This window comes from Ascidiaceihabitans sp. (assembly GCF_039986515.1).
GTDB lineage: Bacteria > Pseudomonadota > Alphaproteobacteria > Rhodobacterales > Rhodobacteraceae > Ascidiaceihabitans.
Genome location: NZ_JBDWQO010000007.1, coordinates 591,320 through 610,123, shown reverse-complemented (window position 1 = coordinate 610,123; position 18,804 = coordinate 591,320). Strand labels below are relative to the sequence as shown.

17 protein-coding genes are annotated in these 18,804 nt (G+C 55.8%); 7 read left to right on the top strand and 10 right to left on the bottom strand.

Annotated features, from left to right (window positions below; all coding sequences use genetic code 11):
• Positions 1-3: 3 nt before the first annotated feature.
• Complete coding sequence (gene hfq / locus ABJL60_RS05625; protein ID WP_108828425.1) at positions 4-243, top strand: RNA chaperone Hfq; 240 nt, start codon at positions 4-6, stop codon at positions 241-243.
• Positions 240-1,538: a GTPase HflX gene (gene hflX / locus ABJL60_RS05620; RefSeq protein WP_348375249.1), complete on the top strand. Its 1,299-nt coding sequence runs from the start codon at positions 240-242 to the stop codon at positions 1,536-1,538. Before hfq ends, hflX begins: the two co-directional genes overlap by 4 nt.
• On the opposite strand, the gene ABJL60_RS05615 is transcribed toward hflX, so the two are convergent.
• The 4 genes from ABJL60_RS05615 to ABJL60_RS05600 are packed head-to-tail and all read right to left on the bottom strand — an operon-like array spanning position 1,535 to position 5,607.
• Positions 1,535-1,966, bottom strand: coding sequence for a YqaA family protein (locus tag ABJL60_RS05615; RefSeq protein WP_348375247.1), 432 nt, complete (start codon positions 1,964-1,966; stop codon positions 1,535-1,537). The genes hflX and ABJL60_RS05615 overlap by 4 nt on opposite strands.
• A gap of 28 nt (positions 1,967-1,994) precedes the next feature.
• The gene (locus ABJL60_RS05610) at positions 1,995-2,534 is read right to left on the bottom strand and encodes a hypothetical protein (protein ID WP_348285993.1); all 540 of its coding nucleotides are present in this window, start codon (positions 2,532-2,534) and stop codon (positions 1,995-1,997) included.
• A gap of 59 nt (positions 2,535-2,593) precedes the next feature.
• Complete coding sequence (locus tag ABJL60_RS05605; RefSeq protein WP_348375245.1) at positions 2,594-3,142, bottom strand: pseudouridine synthase; 549 nt, start codon at positions 3,140-3,142, stop codon at positions 2,594-2,596.
• Positions 3,139-5,607, bottom strand: coding sequence for a penicillin acylase family protein (locus ABJL60_RS05600; protein ID WP_348375244.1), 2,469 nt, complete (start codon positions 5,605-5,607; stop codon positions 3,139-3,141). Before ABJL60_RS05600 ends, ABJL60_RS05605 begins: the two co-directional genes overlap by 4 nt.
• Positions 5,608-5,719: 112 nt before the next feature.
• Here ABJL60_RS05600 and ABJL60_RS05595 point away from each other — a divergent pair, with 112 nt between their 5' ends.
• Together ABJL60_RS05595 and ABJL60_RS05590 are read left to right on the top strand one after the other, a co-directional pair.
• Positions 5,720-6,592, top strand: coding sequence for an NAD(P)-dependent oxidoreductase (locus ABJL60_RS05595; protein ID WP_348375242.1), 873 nt, complete (start codon positions 5,720-5,722; stop codon positions 6,590-6,592).
• A gap of 109 nt (positions 6,593-6,701) precedes the next feature.
• A complete protein-coding gene (locus ABJL60_RS05590) occupies positions 6,702-7,922 on the top strand; it encodes a hypothetical protein (protein ID WP_348375241.1) in 1,221 nt (406 codons plus the stop codon).
• Positions 7,923-8,009: 87 nt separating this feature from the next.
• Here the strand turns inward: ABJL60_RS05590 and ABJL60_RS05585 are convergent, their stop codons facing one another.
• Positions 8,010-8,576, bottom strand: coding sequence for a YSC84-related protein (locus ABJL60_RS05585; protein ID WP_108828432.1), 567 nt, complete (start codon positions 8,574-8,576; stop codon positions 8,010-8,012).
• Positions 8,577-8,705: 129 nt separating this feature from the next.
• Positions 8,706-9,707 (bottom strand): porphobilinogen synthase, encoded by a 1,002-nt coding sequence (hemB, locus tag ABJL60_RS05580; RefSeq protein ID WP_108828433.1) that lies wholly within the window; start codon positions 9,705-9,707, stop codon positions 8,706-8,708.
• 113 nt (positions 9,708-9,820) lie between these two features.
• Between hemB and ABJL60_RS05575 the strand changes: the two genes are divergently transcribed.
• Together ABJL60_RS05575 and mfd are read left to right on the top strand one after the other, a co-directional pair.
• The gene (locus tag ABJL60_RS05575) at positions 9,821-10,348 is read left to right on the top strand and encodes a component of SufBCD complex (RefSeq protein WP_348285998.1); all 528 of its coding nucleotides are present in this window, start codon (positions 9,821-9,823) and stop codon (positions 10,346-10,348) included.
• A gap of 44 nt (positions 10,349-10,392) precedes the next feature.
• Positions 10,393-13,866, top strand: a complete 3,474-nt coding sequence (gene mfd / locus ABJL60_RS05570) for a transcription-repair coupling factor (RefSeq protein WP_348318601.1) — start codon at positions 10,393-10,395, stop codon at positions 13,864-13,866.
• Positions 13,867-13,872: 6 nt separating this feature from the next.
• Here mfd and ABJL60_RS05565 read toward each other — a convergent pair whose 3' ends face one another.
• The 3 genes from ABJL60_RS05565 to ABJL60_RS05555 form a co-directional block, all read right to left on the bottom strand.
• A complete protein-coding gene (locus tag ABJL60_RS05565) occupies positions 13,873-15,078 on the bottom strand; it encodes an MFS transporter (RefSeq protein ID WP_348375239.1) in 1,206 nt (401 codons plus the stop codon).
• A gap of 124 nt (positions 15,079-15,202) precedes the next feature.
• Positions 15,203-15,844, bottom strand: coding sequence for a DsbA family oxidoreductase (locus ABJL60_RS05560; RefSeq protein WP_348375237.1), 642 nt, complete (start codon positions 15,842-15,844; stop codon positions 15,203-15,205).
• Between the two features lie 52 nt (positions 15,845-15,896).
• The gene (locus ABJL60_RS05555; protein ID WP_348375235.1) at positions 15,897-17,420 is read right to left on the bottom strand and encodes a class I adenylate-forming enzyme family protein; all 1,524 of its coding nucleotides are present in this window, start codon (positions 17,418-17,420) and stop codon (positions 15,897-15,899) included.
• Between the two features lie 64 nt (positions 17,421-17,484).
• Between ABJL60_RS05555 and ABJL60_RS05550 the strand changes: the two genes are divergently transcribed.
• Complete coding sequence (locus tag ABJL60_RS05550) at positions 17,485-18,111, top strand: XRE family transcriptional regulator (protein WP_348375379.1); 627 nt, start codon at positions 17,485-17,487, stop codon at positions 18,109-18,111.
• On the opposite strand, the gene ABJL60_RS05545 is transcribed toward ABJL60_RS05550, so the two are convergent.
• Positions 18,092-18,751, bottom strand: coding sequence for an MIP/aquaporin family protein (locus tag ABJL60_RS05545; RefSeq protein ID WP_348375233.1), 660 nt, complete (start codon positions 18,749-18,751; stop codon positions 18,092-18,094). The two genes, ABJL60_RS05550 and ABJL60_RS05545, sit on opposite strands and share 20 nt — an antisense overlap.
• Between the last annotated feature and the right edge of the window lie 53 nt (positions 18,752-18,804).

The window sequence follows — 18,804 nt, the reverse complement described above, 5'->3', positions numbered from 1 at the left end:
GACATGGCTTCGGACAGACAGAATTTACAAGATGCATTTTTGAACCACGTGCGCAAAACCAAAGTGCCCGTGACAATTTTCCTGATCAATGGCGTGAAACTGCAAGGTGTTATCACTTGGTTTGACAACTTCTGCGTGCTTTTGCGCCGCGATGGTCAATCACAGCTGGTGTATAAACACGCAATTTCGACGATTATGCCCAGCCAGCCGATCAGCCTATATGAGGGCGAAGACTCCGCTTGAGTAAAGAGCAGTTTCAAATTGACAACACGGACGGGCCAAAACTGACCCGTGCGTGGGTCTTGCACCCCGACATCAAAAGCGACCACACGCGACGTGAGGCAGGGTATGCCTTGGCCGAAGCTGTGTCGCTGGCCCATGCTTTGCCCAACCTTGAGGTTATGGGCGAAACTGTTGTCCCATTGCCAAAACCCCATGCGGGCAAGTTGTTCGGCAAGGGCAAAATTCAGGAACTACACGACACGTTTGAAGTGGCCGAGATCGAATTGGTCTTGATCGACGGCCCCGTGACGCCTGTGCAGCAACGCAATCTTGAAAAAGACTGGGGGGTTAAGGTTCTGGACCGCACTGGCCTGATCCTTGAAATCTTCAGCGACCGCGCAGCAACCCGCGAAGGCGTGTTGCAGGTTGAAATGGCGGCATTGTCCTATCAACGCACGCGACTTGTACGCGCTTGGACCCACCTTGAACGCCAACGTGGTGGTTTGGGTTTTGTGGGCGGTCCGGGCGAAACCCAGATCGAGGCCGACAGACGTGCGATCGACGATCAATTGGTACGCTTGAAGCGGCAGTTGGAAAAGGTCGTGAAAACGCGTGCCCTGCACCGCGCGGCCCGTGCCAAAATTCCATATCCCATCGTCGCTTTGGTCGGCTACACCAACGCCGGAAAATCCACGCTGTTCAATAAGTTGACCGGCGCAGACGTCATGGCAAAGGACATGTTGTTTGCCACTTTGGACCCCACAATGCGCCGCCTTGTGTTGCCTGATGGCCCCGAAGTCATCATGTCCGACACTGTGGGCTTCATTTCCGACTTGCCCACGGAACTTGTCGCGGCCTTTCGCGCCACGCTTGAGGAAGTGCTGGCCGCTGACATTATTTGCCATGTGCGCGACATCAGCCATCCGCAAACCGAAGAACAATCTGCCGATGTCATCGAGATCATGAAGGTTCTTGGCGTCGAACAGGATCGGCCCACCTTTGAAGTCTGGAACAAGGTGGACGTGTTGGACGCTGACGAAGCGGATGCCGTTCAAGCCCGCGCAGACCGTGACGACATGATCTTTGCGACCTCTGCCGTCACTGGCGCGGGTGTCGATCCTTTGCTGGCGGCCATCGCCGAAGCCTTGCAGGGCGCTTTGATGTCCGAAGACCTTGTTTTGCCATTCTCAGACGGCCGCAAACGGGCATGGTTGTTTCAGGAAGATGTGGTGCAATCCGAGGCGCAGACCGAAGACGGTTTCGAGATCGAAGTGCGCTGGAGCGGCAAGCAAAAGGCGCAGTTCGCAGCCCTTTAACCCACCCATGCCAGCGTGACAGCGGCCAACACCAGATATCGCCCCGCTTTGGCCACTGTCACCAAGACCAAAAACGGCCAGAACGGCGCGCGCAACACGCCTGCGATCACCGTTATGGGGTCGCCAATGATAGGCACCCAACTGGCCAACAACGACCACAGCCCATAGCGGCGATACCATCGCTCTGCCTGCTGCAATCTGTCTTGAGATGCCGGAAACCAGCGCCGATCCTTAAAGCGCACCAAAAACCGCCCCAGCCCCCAATTCACCACCGCGCCCAACACATTGCCAAAGGTCGCCACCATCAGCAAAACAGCCACAGGACGCATGCCATCCAACATCAACGCCACCAACACCGCCTCGGATTGAAGCGGCAGGATGGTGGCGGCAATCAAGGCCGAGGCAAAAAGAGTGGTGTATGCGATCATAGGGCTAAGGACCGCATGGTCTTAAAGGTTATAGTCCCGCACATTGTAGTTTTACGAAAACCACTCTTTCATCGCGGGCACTGGCAAATGAGCCAAATGCACGAACCTTTTGATCAATCTGCGCGTCATACCCCAACCAACGACAGCGGCCATCTTGGGCGATGGCTTGCTGTGACAGCGCAATCAGGGACGCCTTGCTGCGTTTCTGTTTCGGCGGAAGTGGTTTGACCTTGGCCATTTTTGCGCGGCATTCCTCTAGCAAGCCTGGCGCCACGGGACGTTTGCGCAAATTCAGCAAATCGCAAGTCTTTACGGTCCCGGTCACGGTTGAGCCATCCGACAATTGAACGGACGGGCCTACAGGGGCCCCTTGGACGGCGAATAGAAAAACAGATGTGCCTTCGGGCATTGGGAACGCTGCCGTAAAGGGACTGCCTTTGGTGCGAATATCACTCCAGATGATCTGCGCACCGTCAACTGTTGCGCTGCCCTTGCTGCTTTGTTGCGATGGTGTGCTACACGCGCCGAGGGCCAAGCCTAGAATTGTAAAAATAGATAGAATACGCATTTTGGAAGAACTCCCTATGCCCCTGAACAGGGCAGATTTCAATTTAAAACAGGCTTGTTTCAAGGTTCATACCATTGCCCTACATCCAAATCCCCAAGACTCCAATCACCGATCCGGGCGCGGACCAAACGCAGCGTGGGGTGGCCCACATGAGCTGTCATGCGGCGCACTTGGCGGTTGCGGCCTTCCGAGATTGTGATTTCTAACCAAGTATCGGGCACGGATTTTCGGAAACGCACCGGCGGGTCGCGGTCCCACAGGTTTTCCGGTTCACCGATTTGCGCCACGCGGGCAGGGGCGGTCATGCCATCTTTCAAGCGTACGCCGTTTGCTAAGTCGCGCAGGTCTTTGCCGTCGGGTGTGCCTTCGACCTGCACCCAGTAGGTCTTGGCCATTTTGTTTTTGGGGTCTGAAATCCGCGCTTGCAGTTTGCCGTTGTCCGTCAACACCATCAGACCTTCGCTGTCGCGGTCCAAACGCCCGGCGGCGTAAACGCCCGGCACGTTGATGAAATTGGACAGAGTCGGGCGGGGTGAACCGGCAGAGCCTTTGTCGGTAAACTGCGACAGCACGCCAAAGGGTTTGTTGAACAAGATGACGCGGGTCATTGCACCTCCGGGACCAAAGTTGTGACACCTACGGCGGCCGCCCGCGCCAGATCGGCGTCCAGCGACATCAGGATGTATTCGCCACGCCGCCACAGCTGCGCCATGTCGTCATAGTGGCGTGACAGGAAATGCCCCGATTGCCCTGTCGACATAATGAACACCGAACTGTCGGGGTCCGCAAAGTCATACACGCCGCGATAGCCGGCACCATTGACGTTCTGGAACGGGGCGTCTCCGGTGCCGCGCGACAATCCACGGTTCAGTGTGTTGTCGCCACCCGATGTGCTTTGACGGATGTTCACGAAATACCGCAGCAAAGGCACTTGCCCCAATGTCGGGTGGTCTTGTGCCGCTTGATGCGCGTCGCCCCAGCGCAGGCTTTCCAACGCACCGGAATAGCGTTCCTCGATCTCTAAAAGCGCATCATCCAGCGCCAGCCGCGCCATGTCAGGGCAGCTTTCTTTCGGCGCACTTTGGATCACATCACACCAGATCGATGCGCCGTCGATATTACGAAACACGCGTTCGATGAACAAAGGTTCTATATGGGTAAAGATGCTGGCCATCGGCCCCAATTCGTCGCGCATCAACCGGTCTTGCAGGGCACGCACCCAATGGCTGTAAATCAGCGGCTCTGGCAAGTGTTCGTTCATATCCCCATTCCACGAGGCCAGCAGGGTCAGCGCCCTTTGCCGCTTGCGGGCGGGTGTGCCATCGGGGGCGGCTTCGCCGGTGAACCAAAGCTCTGCGCCGATCAGCGGCAACAATGACCGCGCCGTGAAACTGACCGTGTCCAGTTGCGCCTCAACAAAGCTGTCGCGGGTGTGGACTTGCCGCGCCTGCATCAGCCGTTGCCAGCGTTGCACCCTTTGCGTGTCGCCCCAGGTAAAGCTGACGTGACCGGGAAAGGGGCGTTCCACCATTTTGTTGTTGGTGTTGCCCAAAATACCGCCCATGGGCTGCACAAACCCCGGGTTCGACGTATAGGGCATGCGCCCGTCCCAGCGATTTGTTTTTTCCCACCCCAGCGTGGGCATGCGTCCTTGGCTTTGATGTCCGGTGTCGCGTCTTGGCAAGGCCCCGATGGTTTTCATGGCAATCGTGTTGCGATCTGCAAGCGTGAGGTTTTGCGCTGGCGCGATATGGGTAGCGGCGGCGTCCACAGCTTGTGCCACGGTGCGTGATTGCATCACACCGATGGCCGCACTGATGGATGTATCGCGCGGGCTTAGGGCCGTAAATGCCACCGAAACCACATGGCCGGGCGGCGTGATGCTGCGTAGGTTTTCAAAACTGCCGGGCAACACAGGCCCGTTTTCTGTCCAGCGCAGGGTCAGTGTGATGGGGTCTGCGTCTTTGATGTTGATGATTGATGGGCGCACATCGAAGGGCTTGAACCCATGGAGGCTGCGGTATTCGTCCGGGTTGTCTGGATTGACCTCTTCGATATGCAAATCCTGATCGTCCGCATAGGCCGTGGTCACCCCCCATCCCAAAGCGTCGCTGCGTCCCGACAGCACCACAGGCAGTCCTGGCACAGTTGCACCGATCACAGCACCGGTGCTGAGGTTCATGCGCGCCAGATACCAGATTGATGGCGCGGTCAGCGCCAAATGTGGGTCGTTGGCCAACAATGTGCCGCCTGTGGCTGATCGTGTCGGGGCGGCGGCCCAAGCGTTTGATGCCCCTGCATGGCCCCGCATTTTGAAAGGCGACAAGGGGTGCGAAACCGGGACTGGAGCCTGCGCAAAACGGGGCGCATTTGGGATCAGGCTGGCATATTCAGGCAAGCTTGCCACGCCTGTGCCAGGTGCATCGGGCAGAATGTCTTTCAAACGGGCCGCATCTGGCAGGGCCAATGACATACGGGCCCGCAGAACCTCTTGTTTCAGATGGCCTGTGCTTTGAACCGCCATCAGCTTTCCAATCGCGATGCTGTCCGCGGGACGCCAAGGGGCCATGGGGGCGTTAAAGACAAACAGCTCGGGTGCACCGCGGCCCTGCGCCCCTTTGTTGATCTGCGCGAGCTGCGCGTTCACGCCCCGCGCATAGGCTTCAAGGGCTGTTTGCGTGGCGGGGGTTTGCGCATCTACTGAGGCCACAGACAAGCGGTACAAATCAAGGCGCCGCATGATGGAGTCGGTTTCAATGGTCGAGGCACCAAAAACCTCTGACAAGCGCCCCTGCGCTGTGCGTCGCAACACAATCATCTGCCACAGACGGTCTTGCGCATGGGCATATCCAAGCGAGAAAAATGCATCCTGATCGGTGGTCGCCAGAATATGGGGCACATTGGCGTTGTCACGCACAATTTCCAATGGCGCTTGCAAGCCGCTAACCTCGGCCGTCGCCGTGTATTCAGGCAAAGACCGCGAGGCAAGATAGTAGATCAGCAGCACAGACAAAACACACAGCACAATCAGTGCTGTTGCGATCTTTACCAACCATTGAAACACCAGCGCCATCGGCACCCCATCCTATAGATACGACCAAAGCCTTGCAGTTTGCGTTGACCCTTGGGCTTCGACTGTTAGGTATGCATGCAGAAATACGCAACAGCTAGAGTTAGGGAAAGATATGGCCAAATTGGCATTTTTGGGATTGGGTGTCATGGGCGCGCCGATGGCGGGGCATCTGCAAAAAGCGGGCCATGACGTGACCGTCTACAACCGCACCTACGCAAAAGCGGAAGATTGGGTGAAAACCTATGGCGGCGCGGCGGCCAAAACGCCACGTGACGCCGCGAAAGGCGCCGATTTCGTCATGTCATGTGTCGGCAATGACGATGATCTGCGCGCGGTGTGCACGGGCGAAGATGGGGCATTTTCCGGCATGAATGCGGGCACAGTGTTTGTGGATCATACCACAGTTTCCGCAAAAGTGACGTCTGAGCTTTTCGCCGCTGCCGACGCCGCGAACATCAGCTTTGTCGATGCGCCGATTTCAGGCGGGCAGGCGGGTGCCGAAAATGGCGTGCTGTCTATTATGTGTGGCGGCGAAACGGGCGCCTTTGATCGCGCTTTGCCAATCATGGAGGTCTATTCCAAGATCTGTCGTAGAATTGGCGACAGCGGGGCCGGACAAATGACGAAAATGTGCAACCAGATCGCCATTGCGGGTCTTGTTCAGGGGCTGTCCGAAGCCCTGCATTTTGCTGACAAGGCAGGACTGGATGGCCGATCTGTGGTTGAAGTAATCAGTCAGGGCGCTGCGGGCAGCTGGCAGATGGCCAACCGTTTTGAGACGATGCTGGATGACCATTTTGATCACGGTTTTGCGGTCGACTGGATGCGTAAGGATTTGGGCATTTGTCTGGACACCGCCAATGACACAGGGGCGTCTTTGCCGGTGACGGCATTGGTCGATCAGTTCTACAAAGACGTCCAGAAAATGGACGGTGGTCGCTGGGATACGTCCAGCTTGTTCAAACGCCTGCAATCTATGGGGTGAGTGTGCACCAAAGCCCAGAACAGCAAATTTTCGGGCTTTGGTAAGGGATTTATAAAGGGTTTTGCCCGCACTTTGATGTCATAGCAGTCCAGTCATCAAAGAGCGTTGCATGCCCTCCCACATCGTGTCGGATCACACATCTACCAGTGGCAAACATGCTGGCAAACTTCATGTTTGCATCTTGGATGGGGACGGGCAGGTTTGTACATCCAACTATCCTTTGGGAACAAACAAAGATTTGCCGCTGCCTGATGTGATCAGGCTGGCCTATGGCGTGACCCCCCATCCTGATATGCCGGATGCCATTTACAACCGGATGGAACACCGCATCAAAACGGAATCGGGCGCGGCAGGATTCTATTTGTGCCAGACGTCAGAAGGACACAATTTCTGGATTTCGGTAAATTTTTTCAATTCCAAAAATGGGCGCGCAGTGTGCCATTTCGCGGTATCATCCCCCGTGGTTAAAGAATTTGCGGATTTCTATTCCCACATCAAAAGCGCCGAACACAGCACAAAAGGTCCACAAGACCAGCCCGCGCGACCCGCGGAGCAGAGCCAGGCCGACATCTCAAAATATCGTACATTGGCTGTTACTATCATGTCGGAGGAATTGACCAAACGCACCAAAGGTCGCGATTGCCATCACCATAACGATTTCATCTCGTTGCACAACATTCTATCCGCTTTGGTCCAGATTGATGATTATGCCAAGCGCATCGACGGGATGTCCGCGCGCAGCAAATTAATTCCCTATCAACTAAAATTGCAAGCCGCGCGCCTTGAAGGGGGGCGTGGCCCGTTTGGTGTCATCGCAAGCAATCATCAGGAATTGACCCAATCCTTACTGGGTATCACAGACGAATTGCGCGGCGCGTCTTCCAGCGAAGTTGATGCTGTTATGGATGCGATGGCGTATCTGGCACAAAGCACATTGGCTGCAGAGCTGATCGAAACAGATCAGGTTGATAATTGCATCGGCGATATTGATGCTGAAAGCACGCTTGCGGAACTGGAATATCTGATTGCTGACTGCAGCCTGCAAATCATGACACTTTTGGTCCGTGTAGACCGGTCAATTCTGAAACTTGCCGCGATTTGCCACCGCATGCGCCGTTCTTTGTCAGCAATGGAGACCACGCGCATGATGTGCAAAATCGAACGCTCTCGTTTGAGCGATGGCGCTGAGGGTCTTATGGATATCGAAGACCAATTGCACCAAGTCCATGCAGACTTACTAAAATGGATGACAAAAATTGAACGTGAAGCGGACAACGCCCTACAAAAGGCGCAAGACATGAAGGATGCACGCAAGCAAAAAGCGGCGTAGCCTATCTTGAACGCGGTTTGGCTATGCCAGATGTTTGTGCCTTATCATCGATGATGCGCCGCCACATGTGCAACGGCGCATGCCCAATCAAGGAATGATGCGGGTGTATTTGGTACCTTCCAGCGTCGCGCCAATCCGCAAACCGGCCCGCCCGAAGACGGCAGCCAGCACGGGGGCCAGAACCGTCGTTGTTTCGGCGTTCACACTGTCGCCTTTGTCGGAAATGACATATTCCAAATCCGCACCAGCCGCCCAGCCCGGAGACCGGCGGAACCCTGTCAGTGCTTCTTGTGTCATAAAGAACAAGACATGCGCATATTGTTGTGCACCGATCTGAAAACCGCCTGACGCTTTGGTTACGGAATAGTAATCAACTGTGCTGCTGCCGACGCGCAACGCGCCACGCCCATATGCCCCGCCAAAGCCAAGGCCCGCTTCTGTGACCAAAGGCATCACCAACATGCCGTTGGCTTTGTCAGCCAGCTGGATTGTGTTGGGGAATGATCTGTACATCTCTTGCAACGTGGCATCGACCCGCGCATCAATCAACGACGGACCCCGTCCGCCGACGCCGTTTCCGCAAGCCGCAAGTGTACCCGTCGCTGCAACCGCGCCCAACGCGAATGCGCGGCGCGACAATGTTGTATCGTTCATAATGTAAACCGCCTGTAATTGGTTTGTGCTCCGCCGGTTATCCGGTCGTTGGTGGCAGATATACGCCGATCAAGCAGCCTTGTCACCTGTCATGGTGTCCATGGGCAGGAAATCGCCGCAAAAAGTGATCTATTTTCCAGCCAAAAGCCTCGCAGCCGCAGGTGCAAAATAGGTCAGAATACCATCGCAGCCTGCGCGTTTGAACGCCATAAGGCTTTCCATCATCACCTTGTCCCCGTCGATCCAGCCTTGTTGGGCCGCCGCTTGGATCATGCTGTATTCGCCCGAAACCTGATAGGCATAAGTCGGGGCGCCAAAGGTGTCTTTGACCCGCCGACAAATATCCAGATAGGGCAGGCCGGGTTTGACCATGACCATGTCAGCCCCTTCGCGCAGATCGCGTTCGATCAAACGCAGGGCTTCGTCGGAATTGGCGGGGTCCATTTGATAGGTTTTCTTGTCGCCGGTCAGCGCCCCCGAGGCGCCAACGGCGTCCCGAAACGGGCCATAGAAACCGGACGCATATTTGGCAGAATAGCTTAGGATCATCGTGTTTTGGTGGCCTGCGCCTTCTAAAGCAGATCGCATCGCGCCAATACGACCGTCCATCATATCCGACGGCCCGATGATGTCTGCCCCAGCTTCGGCTTGGGCCAGTGTCATTTTGACCAACGCCTCAACAGTGCGGTCATTCACGATCTCGCCGTTTTCCACGAACCCGTCGTGGCCGTTGATGTTGTAGGTGTCCAAAGCCACATCTGTCATAATGGCAATGTCGGGCACAGCGGCCTTGATGGCGCGAATGGCGCGGTTGGCATGATTGTCGGGATCCCAGGCACCTGCGCAGTCTTCTGTGCGTTCTTCCAGCCCTGTGTAGGGAAAAATGCAGATGGCAGGAATACCAAGGTCTGCGGCATCACGCGCGGCATCGACGATTTTATCAACAGAGCGGCGAAAGACACCCGGCATCGACGGGATAGGTTCTTCAATCCCTTCACCGGATCGCACAAACACAGGCCAGATAAAGTCGTCCACCGACAGCGTATTCTCCCGGGTCAACGCACGAATGGGGGCGGTTTGGCGGGCGCGACGCAGGCGCGTGGCAGGAAAGGAGGCTTGTGTGGGGCGCATGCTGTGTAACCTTTTGTTGACACTTCCTTGCTGCCATGGATTTTTGCGCCTCGCAAGGCTAGGAATTTCCCTGTTCGCCCGTTATGAGGACAAAAAGCATATAGGCGCGTCTCTTGGATCTAAGCGAAACACTTCTGGAAATCATCGACATGCGGTCTTTCTCGAACCTGTGGTTCTGGATTGCGCTTGCTGTGATGTGGTCCACCGCCAGCCATTGGGTGCTGGGCGTGCCCAACGATATGATTGTGCGCGCACGGCGCAGCGCAGGTCAGGCAGAAGTCGATCTGGAAGATCTTGTGCGCATCAACTGCAACCGGTTGCTGTATATTGCCCAAGTGTCTGGTCTTTGGTTGTTGGGGCTGGGGTGCTTTATTCTGACGGGTCTGTTCACCATGGGGCTGTTTTATGATGTGCAACTGGCGCAGGCGTTGTTTTTACTTGGCTTTCCCATGTCACTGGTCGGGCTTTTGAATATCTCGACGGCGCGGCTGATCGTGGACACACAGCCCAAAGGCGAAGCATTGCGCAAGCGCCTGTCGCGTCAGCGTACCTACACCCAAATTATCGGTATGATCGCCATTTTCGCCACATCGCTCTGGGGGATGTATCAAAACCTGCGTGACATCATTTTCCTGCAGTGATCGTTCTTGACTTCATCCCGTCCAGACACAATTGAAGCGGTCTGATGCCTAAAACACCCCATATCGCCACGTCGCATGTCACCGTCAGCGGTGCCCCTGAAGGGTTCGATGCCCAGCTGATCCTGTCGGAGCTGGCCAAAGGGGCCGCCGTGGCCCATGTCGCCCGTGATGACAAGCGATTGGTGGCGATGCAGGACGCGCTGCGGTTCTTTGCACCGGATGTTCCGGTCGTGGTGTTTCCGGGATGGGATTGCCTGCCTTATGATCGCGTGTCCCCCAACGCCGACATTTGCGCACAGCGTATGGCCACCCTGGCGGGGTTGGCGCATGGCATGCCGGAACGCTTTGTGCTGTTGACCACGTTAAATGCCGCGACCCAGCGGGTGCCCGCACGCAACTTGCTGCGTGAAGCTGCATTTTCCGCACGCGTCGGCGACCGTGTCGACGAAAAGGCCCTGCGCCGCTTTCTGGTGCGGATGGGGTTTGTGCAAAGTCCCACGGTGATGGAACCCGGCGATTACGCCATTCGCGGCGGCATCATCGACATTTACCCCCCCGGTGATCTGGGACCAATCCGTCTAGATCTGTTTGGCGATGTTCTAGATGGTGCGCGACGCTTTGATCCTGCCACACAACGCACAACCGAAAAGCTGGACGTTATTGAACTTGCGCCCGTCTCAGAGGTGATTTTGGACGAAGCCGCCGTGACGCGCTTTCGCCAAAGCTACCGTTTGGAATTCGGGGCCGCAGGCACCGATGATCCGCTGTATGAGGCGATTTCGGCAGGCCGCAAGCATCAAGGTGCGGAACATTGGCTGCCATTTTTTCATGATGAACTTGAAACCCTGTTCGATTATTTGCCCAATGCCACAATCACGCTGGACGATCAGCTGACAGGTGCACGGCTGGCCCGTTGGGACGGTATCGAAGACCAGTATGAAACGCGCAAACTGGCGATGGACCATCGGTCCAAAAATGACAGCGTCTATAAACCTGCCAAACCCGAAGGTCTGTATCTGAACGATCTGGCGTGGGAGAGCGCGTTGGTTGACCGCCGCGTGGTGCAATATTCGGTGTTGCAGCAAGCCACAGGGCCGGGTGTCACTGACGCAGGCGGACGCATCGGGCGCAATTTCGCCCCCGAACGTCAGCAGGAAAGTATAAGCCTTTTTGGTGCCTTAGCGGATCACATTAAAGCAAAAATGGGCCAAGGCCCCGTCGTGATCGCAAGCTATTCGGAAGGGGCGCGTGAACGTCTGGCAGGATTGATCGAAGACGAAGGCGTTGCCGAAGCGATACCGGTCCCGAATGCCTCCCGCATCGGAAAGCGCGGCCTGCATCTGGTGGTTTGGGCGCTGGAACATGGTTTCGAAACACCGGATCTGACAGTCATTTCCGAACAGGACGTTCTGGGCGATCGTTTGATCCGTCAAACCCGCAAGAAACGACGTGCTGAAAACTTCCTGACCGAAACCCAGTCTTTGTCGCCCGGTGATCTGATCGTGCATGTGGACCACGGCATTGGCCGCTATATGGGCATGGAAGTTGTCACCGCTGCAGGTGCGGCCCATGAATGTCTGTTGCTGGAATATGCAGAGAACTCAAAGCTGTATATGCCGGTCGAAAACATCGAATTGTTGTCAAAATACGGTCATGACGAAGGGCTGTTGGACCGCTTGGGTGGCGGGGCATGGCAAGCCAAGAAGGCCAAGCTAAAAGAACGCATCCGCGAGATGGCCGACAAGCTGATCCGCGTAGCCGCCGAACGCGCCTTGCGCAAAGCCCCTGTGTTAGAGCCGCCCCCGGGGATGTGGGACGCGTTTTCAGCGCGCTTCCCCTACACCGAAACCGACGACCAGTTGACGGCCATCGGCGACGTCATAGACGATTTGACCGGTGGATCCCCCATGGACCGGCTGATCTGTGGCGATGTTGGATTTGGCAAAACCGAAGTTGCCATGCGCGCGGCCTTTGTGGCGGCAATGGCGGGCACTCAGGTGGCAATCATTGCGCCCACGACGCTGTTGGCACGCCAGCACTACAAATCCTTTGCCGAACGCTTCCGCGGCTTTCCCATCGAAGTGCGCCAACTGTCCCGCTTTGTCAGCGCAAAAGACGCAAACGCCACCCGTGACGGGCTGGCCCGTGGCACCGTGGATATTGTGGTTGGCACACACGCGCTGTTGGCAAAAACCGTTCGGTTCAAAAATCTCGGGTTGTTGGTGATCGATGAAGAACAGAAATTTGGCGTCACCCACAAAGAGCGTCTTAAGCAGATGCGGACCGATATTCACGTCCTGACACTGACAGCGACGCCAATTCCGCGCACGCTGCAATTATCGCTCACGGGTGTACGTGATCTGTCGATTATCGGAACACCGCCCGTCGACCGCTTGGCCATCCGCACCTATGTCAGCGAATTTGACCGCGTCACGATCCGCGAGGCGCTGTTGCGTGAACACTATCGCGGCGGGCAGTCTTTTTATGTGGTGCCCCGCATTTCGGACCTGCGCGAGATCGAAGAGTTTCTGAAAGACCAGATGCCGGAACTGACCTATATCGTGGCCCATGGCCAGATGGCGGCTGGCGAATTGGACGATCGCATGAATGCGTTTTACGATGGAAAATATGACGTGCTGTTGGCCACCACAATTGTCGAATCCGGTTTGGACATCCCAACGGCCAACACCATGATCGTGCACCGCGCGGACATGTTTGGTTTGGCACAGCTGTACCAGATACGCGGGCGGGTGGGGCGCTCCAAGACCCGCGCCTATGCCTACCTGACGACAAAACCACGCGCCAAGTTGACAACCACAGCCGAGAAACGACTGCGGGTGCTGTCGTCCTTGGACACGCTTGGGGCCGGCTTTACGCTGGCGTCACAGGATTTGGACATTCGCGGCGCAGGCAACCTGCTGGGCGAAGAACAATCCGGCCAGATGCGTGATGTGGGCTTTGAGCTGTACCAGAACATGCTGGAAGAGGCGATTGCCAAGATACGGACCGGCCAGATGGAAGGTCTTTCCGAGACAGACGATCAATGGGCGCCGCAAATCAATCTGGGCGTGCCTGTTCTGATCCCCGAAGACTATGTGCAGGATCTAGACGTGCGTCTGGGCCTTTACCGGCGCTTGTCGTCGCTCAGTACAAAGGTTGAACTGGAAGGTTTTGCGGCGGAATTGATTGACCGTTTTGGCCCGCTGCCCCGCGAGGTCAACACGCTGATGCTGATCGTGCGCATCAAAGCCATGTGCAAAAAGGCCGGAATCGCGAAGCTGGATGGCGGACCAAAAGGGGCAACTTTGCAGTTTCACAACGACAAATTCGCGTCTCCACAAGGTTTGGTGGAATTCATCGAAAACCAGCGCGGCTTGGCGAAGGTCAAAGACAACAAGATTGTCGTGCGCCGCGATTGGACAAAGGACGCCGACAAGATCAAAGGTGCGTTTTCAATAGCCCGCGACCTGGCCGAAAAAGTCGTCGAAGAGAAAAAGCGCAAAAAGACCAAAGCCTGATTTTTTTCAGGCTTTGGTCGCAGCGTTGATGCCTCGCATGATAAATATGGCGGCAATGCCCAATACGATGATGGATCCCATCAAAGGGCGCGGTGTGCCATCGAACAGCAATCCGATGGGCGACGCGATCATCGCGGCAACCACCGTCGAAACAGACCCCACAACGGAAGCGGCCATGCCTGCAATATGCCCCATAGGTTCCATTGCGATGGCGTTCAAATTGCCAACAGTCAGACCCGCTTGGCAAAACAGGAACAACTGCCAAACCAAAAAGATATAGAAATGCGAACTGCTGTCATTCCAAAGCAATGCCAGCAAGATCGACGACAGCACCACCTGACATCCCAGCGTCCATGTCACCACAGCCTGCATGCCGACCCGCACCACGATGCGCGCATTCAGCAAACTGGCGCTGGCAGATAGCAGCGCAATTCCCCCGAAATACCAATGAAATGTATCGGCTGCGCCGTAGGCCACGTCATAGATCGGTTGGATCATTGTCAGCGTTGCAAACAACATCGCCATCACCAAAGTCTGAACAATGATCGCGCGCCGCACACCCGCATGGCGGGCCATTTCACCAATGGCCGAAAACAACAGGTTCAAGCGGATCGGGCGTCGTGCTGCGCGTGGCAAAGGTTCTTTCAAGCGTACCCCAAGCCAGAAAACGGTGATCACCGAGAACAAAATGAACGCGCCAAAAATACTGCGCCATCCGGCAAGTGCGATAATGCCCGCTCCCATAGCCGGCGCAATCGCAGGCACAAGAATGAAAAGCGTCGTTGCAAACGACACGATCCGGGCCATTTCGCGGCCCTGATAGAGATCGCGAATGATCGCCAATGACACAATCCGTGGACCCGCAGCCCCGATCCCTTGCACAAACCGGGCCACCAGCATCCATTCCAGTGAATGTGTCAGCCATGCGAAAGCTGCGGCCAGAATGTAGATAAAAGTTCCTGCATAAATTGCTGTTTTTCGCCCGTAAGCATCGGATAAAGGGCCCGCAAAAAATGTTCCAAACCCAAGTCCGCCCACGAAAGCTGTCAAAACCCAGGCTGCCCGTGCCGGTGCGTCAGGGGTGATCTCAGATGCGATTTCGCGCATTCCGGGCAGCATAGCGTCGATCGAAAAGGCTGTTGTGGCGAACATGGCCGCCATCAGCATGACAAATTCGAAACGCCCAATGGATTGATCTTGAGTGGTATTCACAGAAACCTATACGAAAAACAATGACGCCAATATGCGTCAAAAAACTATGGCGCAACACCTTATGGTTGAAAATGCCTAAATGCGCCTTTCGCACAAACAACGCAGTTAACGTAGCGTCAAGGTGTTATCTGTTTTCGGCTTGCTGTGCAAAGTCCGCAATCACTTGCGCCCATAATTCAGGGGGCTGTGCGCCCGGTACAGCATGCCGTCCACCCACAATAAAGGTCGGAACCGAATTCACGCCCATCTTCCGGCTGTGTGCGTCTCGATCGCGAATGCTTTGCATATCTTCGTCTGTGTTCAACAGGCGTGTCACCACAGAGGCGTCCATTTCAATGCTGTCAGCAATGTCTGCCAACACCTCAAGATCGCCAATGTCGCGCGTGTCTGTGAAATATGCTTTGAACAATGCGGACACCGCAGCGGTTTGGCGCCCTTCAATCCCGGCCCAATGGATCAGGCGGTGCGCGTTTATGGTGTTGGGGGTGCGTTTCATACCTTCAAAGTCGATATCCACACCGGCCTTTTCCGCATTTTCCACCACTGGCGCATAAGCACGCACAGCACCTTCCTTGCCACCAAATTTGCCCTCCAGATACGCACGTCGGTCCATGCCATCCATCGGCATGTCCGGGTTCAGCTGAAAGGGGTGCCATTCGATTTCGAACGGATGGTCGGGGTGCGCTTGCAAAGCTTTATCAAGATGGGCCTTGCCAATGAAACACCACGGGCAGATCGGGTCGGACATAATATCGAGTTTTATCATGCTGGACCTTTATCCGGTGTCGCCTGAATAGACCAGAGCGCAGGGGGCTGACCTATGTAACAGTTTGTTGTGCAAACAGATCGCGCAGGGCATTGCGTTTGATTTTGTTGTTCGCCCCAGTGGGCAACACATCAATCTGGATGTAAATGCGCGGCTGTTTGTAGCGGGCCAGACTGTGCGCCGCGTGGTCTTTTATTACGTCCGGATCCAAGGGTGATGCCGCCGTGTAGTAGGCGGCGATTACAAACGTGTCTTGTTTCACCTCAACCGCGACACATCCCACGGATTGCACGCCCTCTACCTGCGTCAACACGTGTTCGACTTCCAAAGGGGACACACGGTAGCCACCAGCGTTCATCATGTCATCGCGGCGGCCCAGATAGGTGATTTGATCATCGGCGTGCATCAATCCCTGATCTCCTGTCAAAAACCAGTCCCCTTGCATTTTGGACGCTGTTTCATCGGGATCGCCCAGATACCCCAGCATCAAGCCGGGGTCACTTTTATGCACAGCTATGGTGCCTTCCACACCCAATGGAACGGGGCCGTCAGCATCCAGTATGGCCACGCGGCGACCCGGTTGCGGACGCCCTAAACTATCATTTGTAGCCGGGGCAGTCGGACATGCAGACAAGAACGTTGAACACTCCGACATGCCGTAAGCTTCGTAAATATCACAGCCAGTGCTGTCGACCCAGCGTTGACGCACACGGTTGGGCAGCTTTTCCCCGGCACTCAAACCATGCCGCAACGTGGGTAAGTCAATTCTAACATCTGACTTCAAAAATTGCCGGTAAACACCTGGCGCGGCTGCAAAAATCGTAGCCTCGTGGCGTTCCAGAAGCATCGGCAAGTCAGACGCAGCCGTTTCAGGGGCCGGAATGATTGCTGTGGCCCCGACTGTCCAAGGATCCATCAGGCCTGTGCCCAATGTGTATGTCCAGTTAAAGGCGCCGGCATGCAAAACCCGGTCATTGCCCCGCAACCCGTACCATCCGTCAAACATCATCTGCCGCGCCCAGATTGCACGGTGTGCATGTGCCACGGCACGCGGGCGTCCCGACGTGCCGGAGGTATAAATCACATATCCTAATCGATTTGGATCGCCCAAATGATACGGCGCGTGGGGCATGTCCCGAAAGGTGCGCAACAGGTCAACATCGACGCAATTTTCAATATCGGGACACGCGACGTCGGGCGCACGTATTACAAGCTTCGGGTCAAGTTCCTTTATAATCGGGGCGATTTCGTGCGTGGTCAATGCAGCGGAGGTTGGCACAGGTACCAAACCCGCAGCCAAAGCCCCCAAATAGGCCAGTGGAAAATCAACCGTATTGCCCAAACGCATCAGGATTTTATCACCGGGGGTCGCACCAAGGCCCAATAGACCGGACGCCGTGCCCAAAACCGCGCCTTCAAGCTGTGCGTAGGTCCAGTCATGGGCGGTCCCGTCACCCGCCAGAACACGCAAGGCCAATTTGTCGGGGTGATCGCCTGCCTTCCCAAGCACGTATGCCGCCATATTGAACGGCGCAGGGCAGGGCGGCAGAGTGCCTTTTTCGAATACTGACATCATGTCTTTCAGCTACCGCGAAGCCCAAGCCGTTGCAAGGCAGCTCCGCGCCACCTATACACCTGTTATGATAGGCAAAGACCCAAAATCATTGATCCAGATCGCCCGCCAAAGCGGCACGACGGAAATCTCCGAACCTTTGGATTTGGGGGCGCGTGTGCGCGAATTGCGCAAAGCCCGCGATTGGACACTGGAACAAGCTGCCGGACAGGCTGGACTTGCGCGCTCAACCCTGTCCAAAATTGAAAACGGCCAAATGTCTCCGACGTATGAAGCTTTGAAAAAGCTTGCGACAGGGTTGGAAATTTCGGTGCCACAACTGTTTACGCCTCCTGCGCAGGGTCAGGTCGGGGGCCGTATGGCTGTCACCAAAAGCGGCGAAGGCAGTGCACAGGTCACCACCACATACGAACATGAATTGCTGGGTGACACGCTGACGCAAAAGCAGATGTTGCCCTACCGCGCACGCGTTCGCGCCCGATCCATGGATGAGTTTGATGGCTGGGTGCGTCATGGCGGTGAAGAGTTCTTGTATGTGCTGACGGGGGTCATCAAACTATACACAGAATTTTACGAACCCGTCGAAATGCGGCGTGGCGACAGCGCCTACTACGATGCGTCGATGGGGCACAACGTTATCTCTGTCAGCGACGAAGACGCGTCAATTTTATGGGTTACATCTTTGTCGTCCTGAACAGCGTTTTGAACGCGGCATGGGCGACGAAAACTGTCACAATCTGCACCACAATGAATGCTGCGATATGGCCGGGGTATATGCCTGCAAATGTGTCGCTGAACCCGCGTGCGATTGTGACCGCCGGATTTGCGAAACTTGTGGACGACGTGAACCAATAGGCGCCAGTGATGTAAATCGCAACCAAAGTCGGCACGGCGTCCGGCTTGGACCGAAGCCCCCCGAAGATAACAAACAACAGCCCGAACGTGGCAATTGCTTCTGATCCCCATTGTGCAGCGCCCGTGCGATGAAGCGTTTGCGAAGTTTGGAAAATGCTCAGGTCAAACATGAAGTGCGTGGCCCAAACCCCCAGAATACCGCCGAAAATCTGCGTTAGGATGTATGCTACTGCAAGGGAAGTGTTAATTTCGCCGCGCAAGAAAAACGCGAGTGTTACCGCGGGGTTAAAATGTGCGCCACTGATGGGGCCAAGCACTGTGATGATCACATACAGCATACAGCCTGTCGCAATCGCATTGGCCAACAGCGCAATTGCAGTGTTCCCGTCTGCCAATGCAGCGCCCATTATTCCAGAGCCCACGACGCCGATAAGCAACAACGCAGTGCCCAATGCCTCGGCCAGTAATTTTTGTATCAAAGTGTCGATCCATCTTGCATTTGATTGCGCTTATCCATGCGGTGTAACGGGGC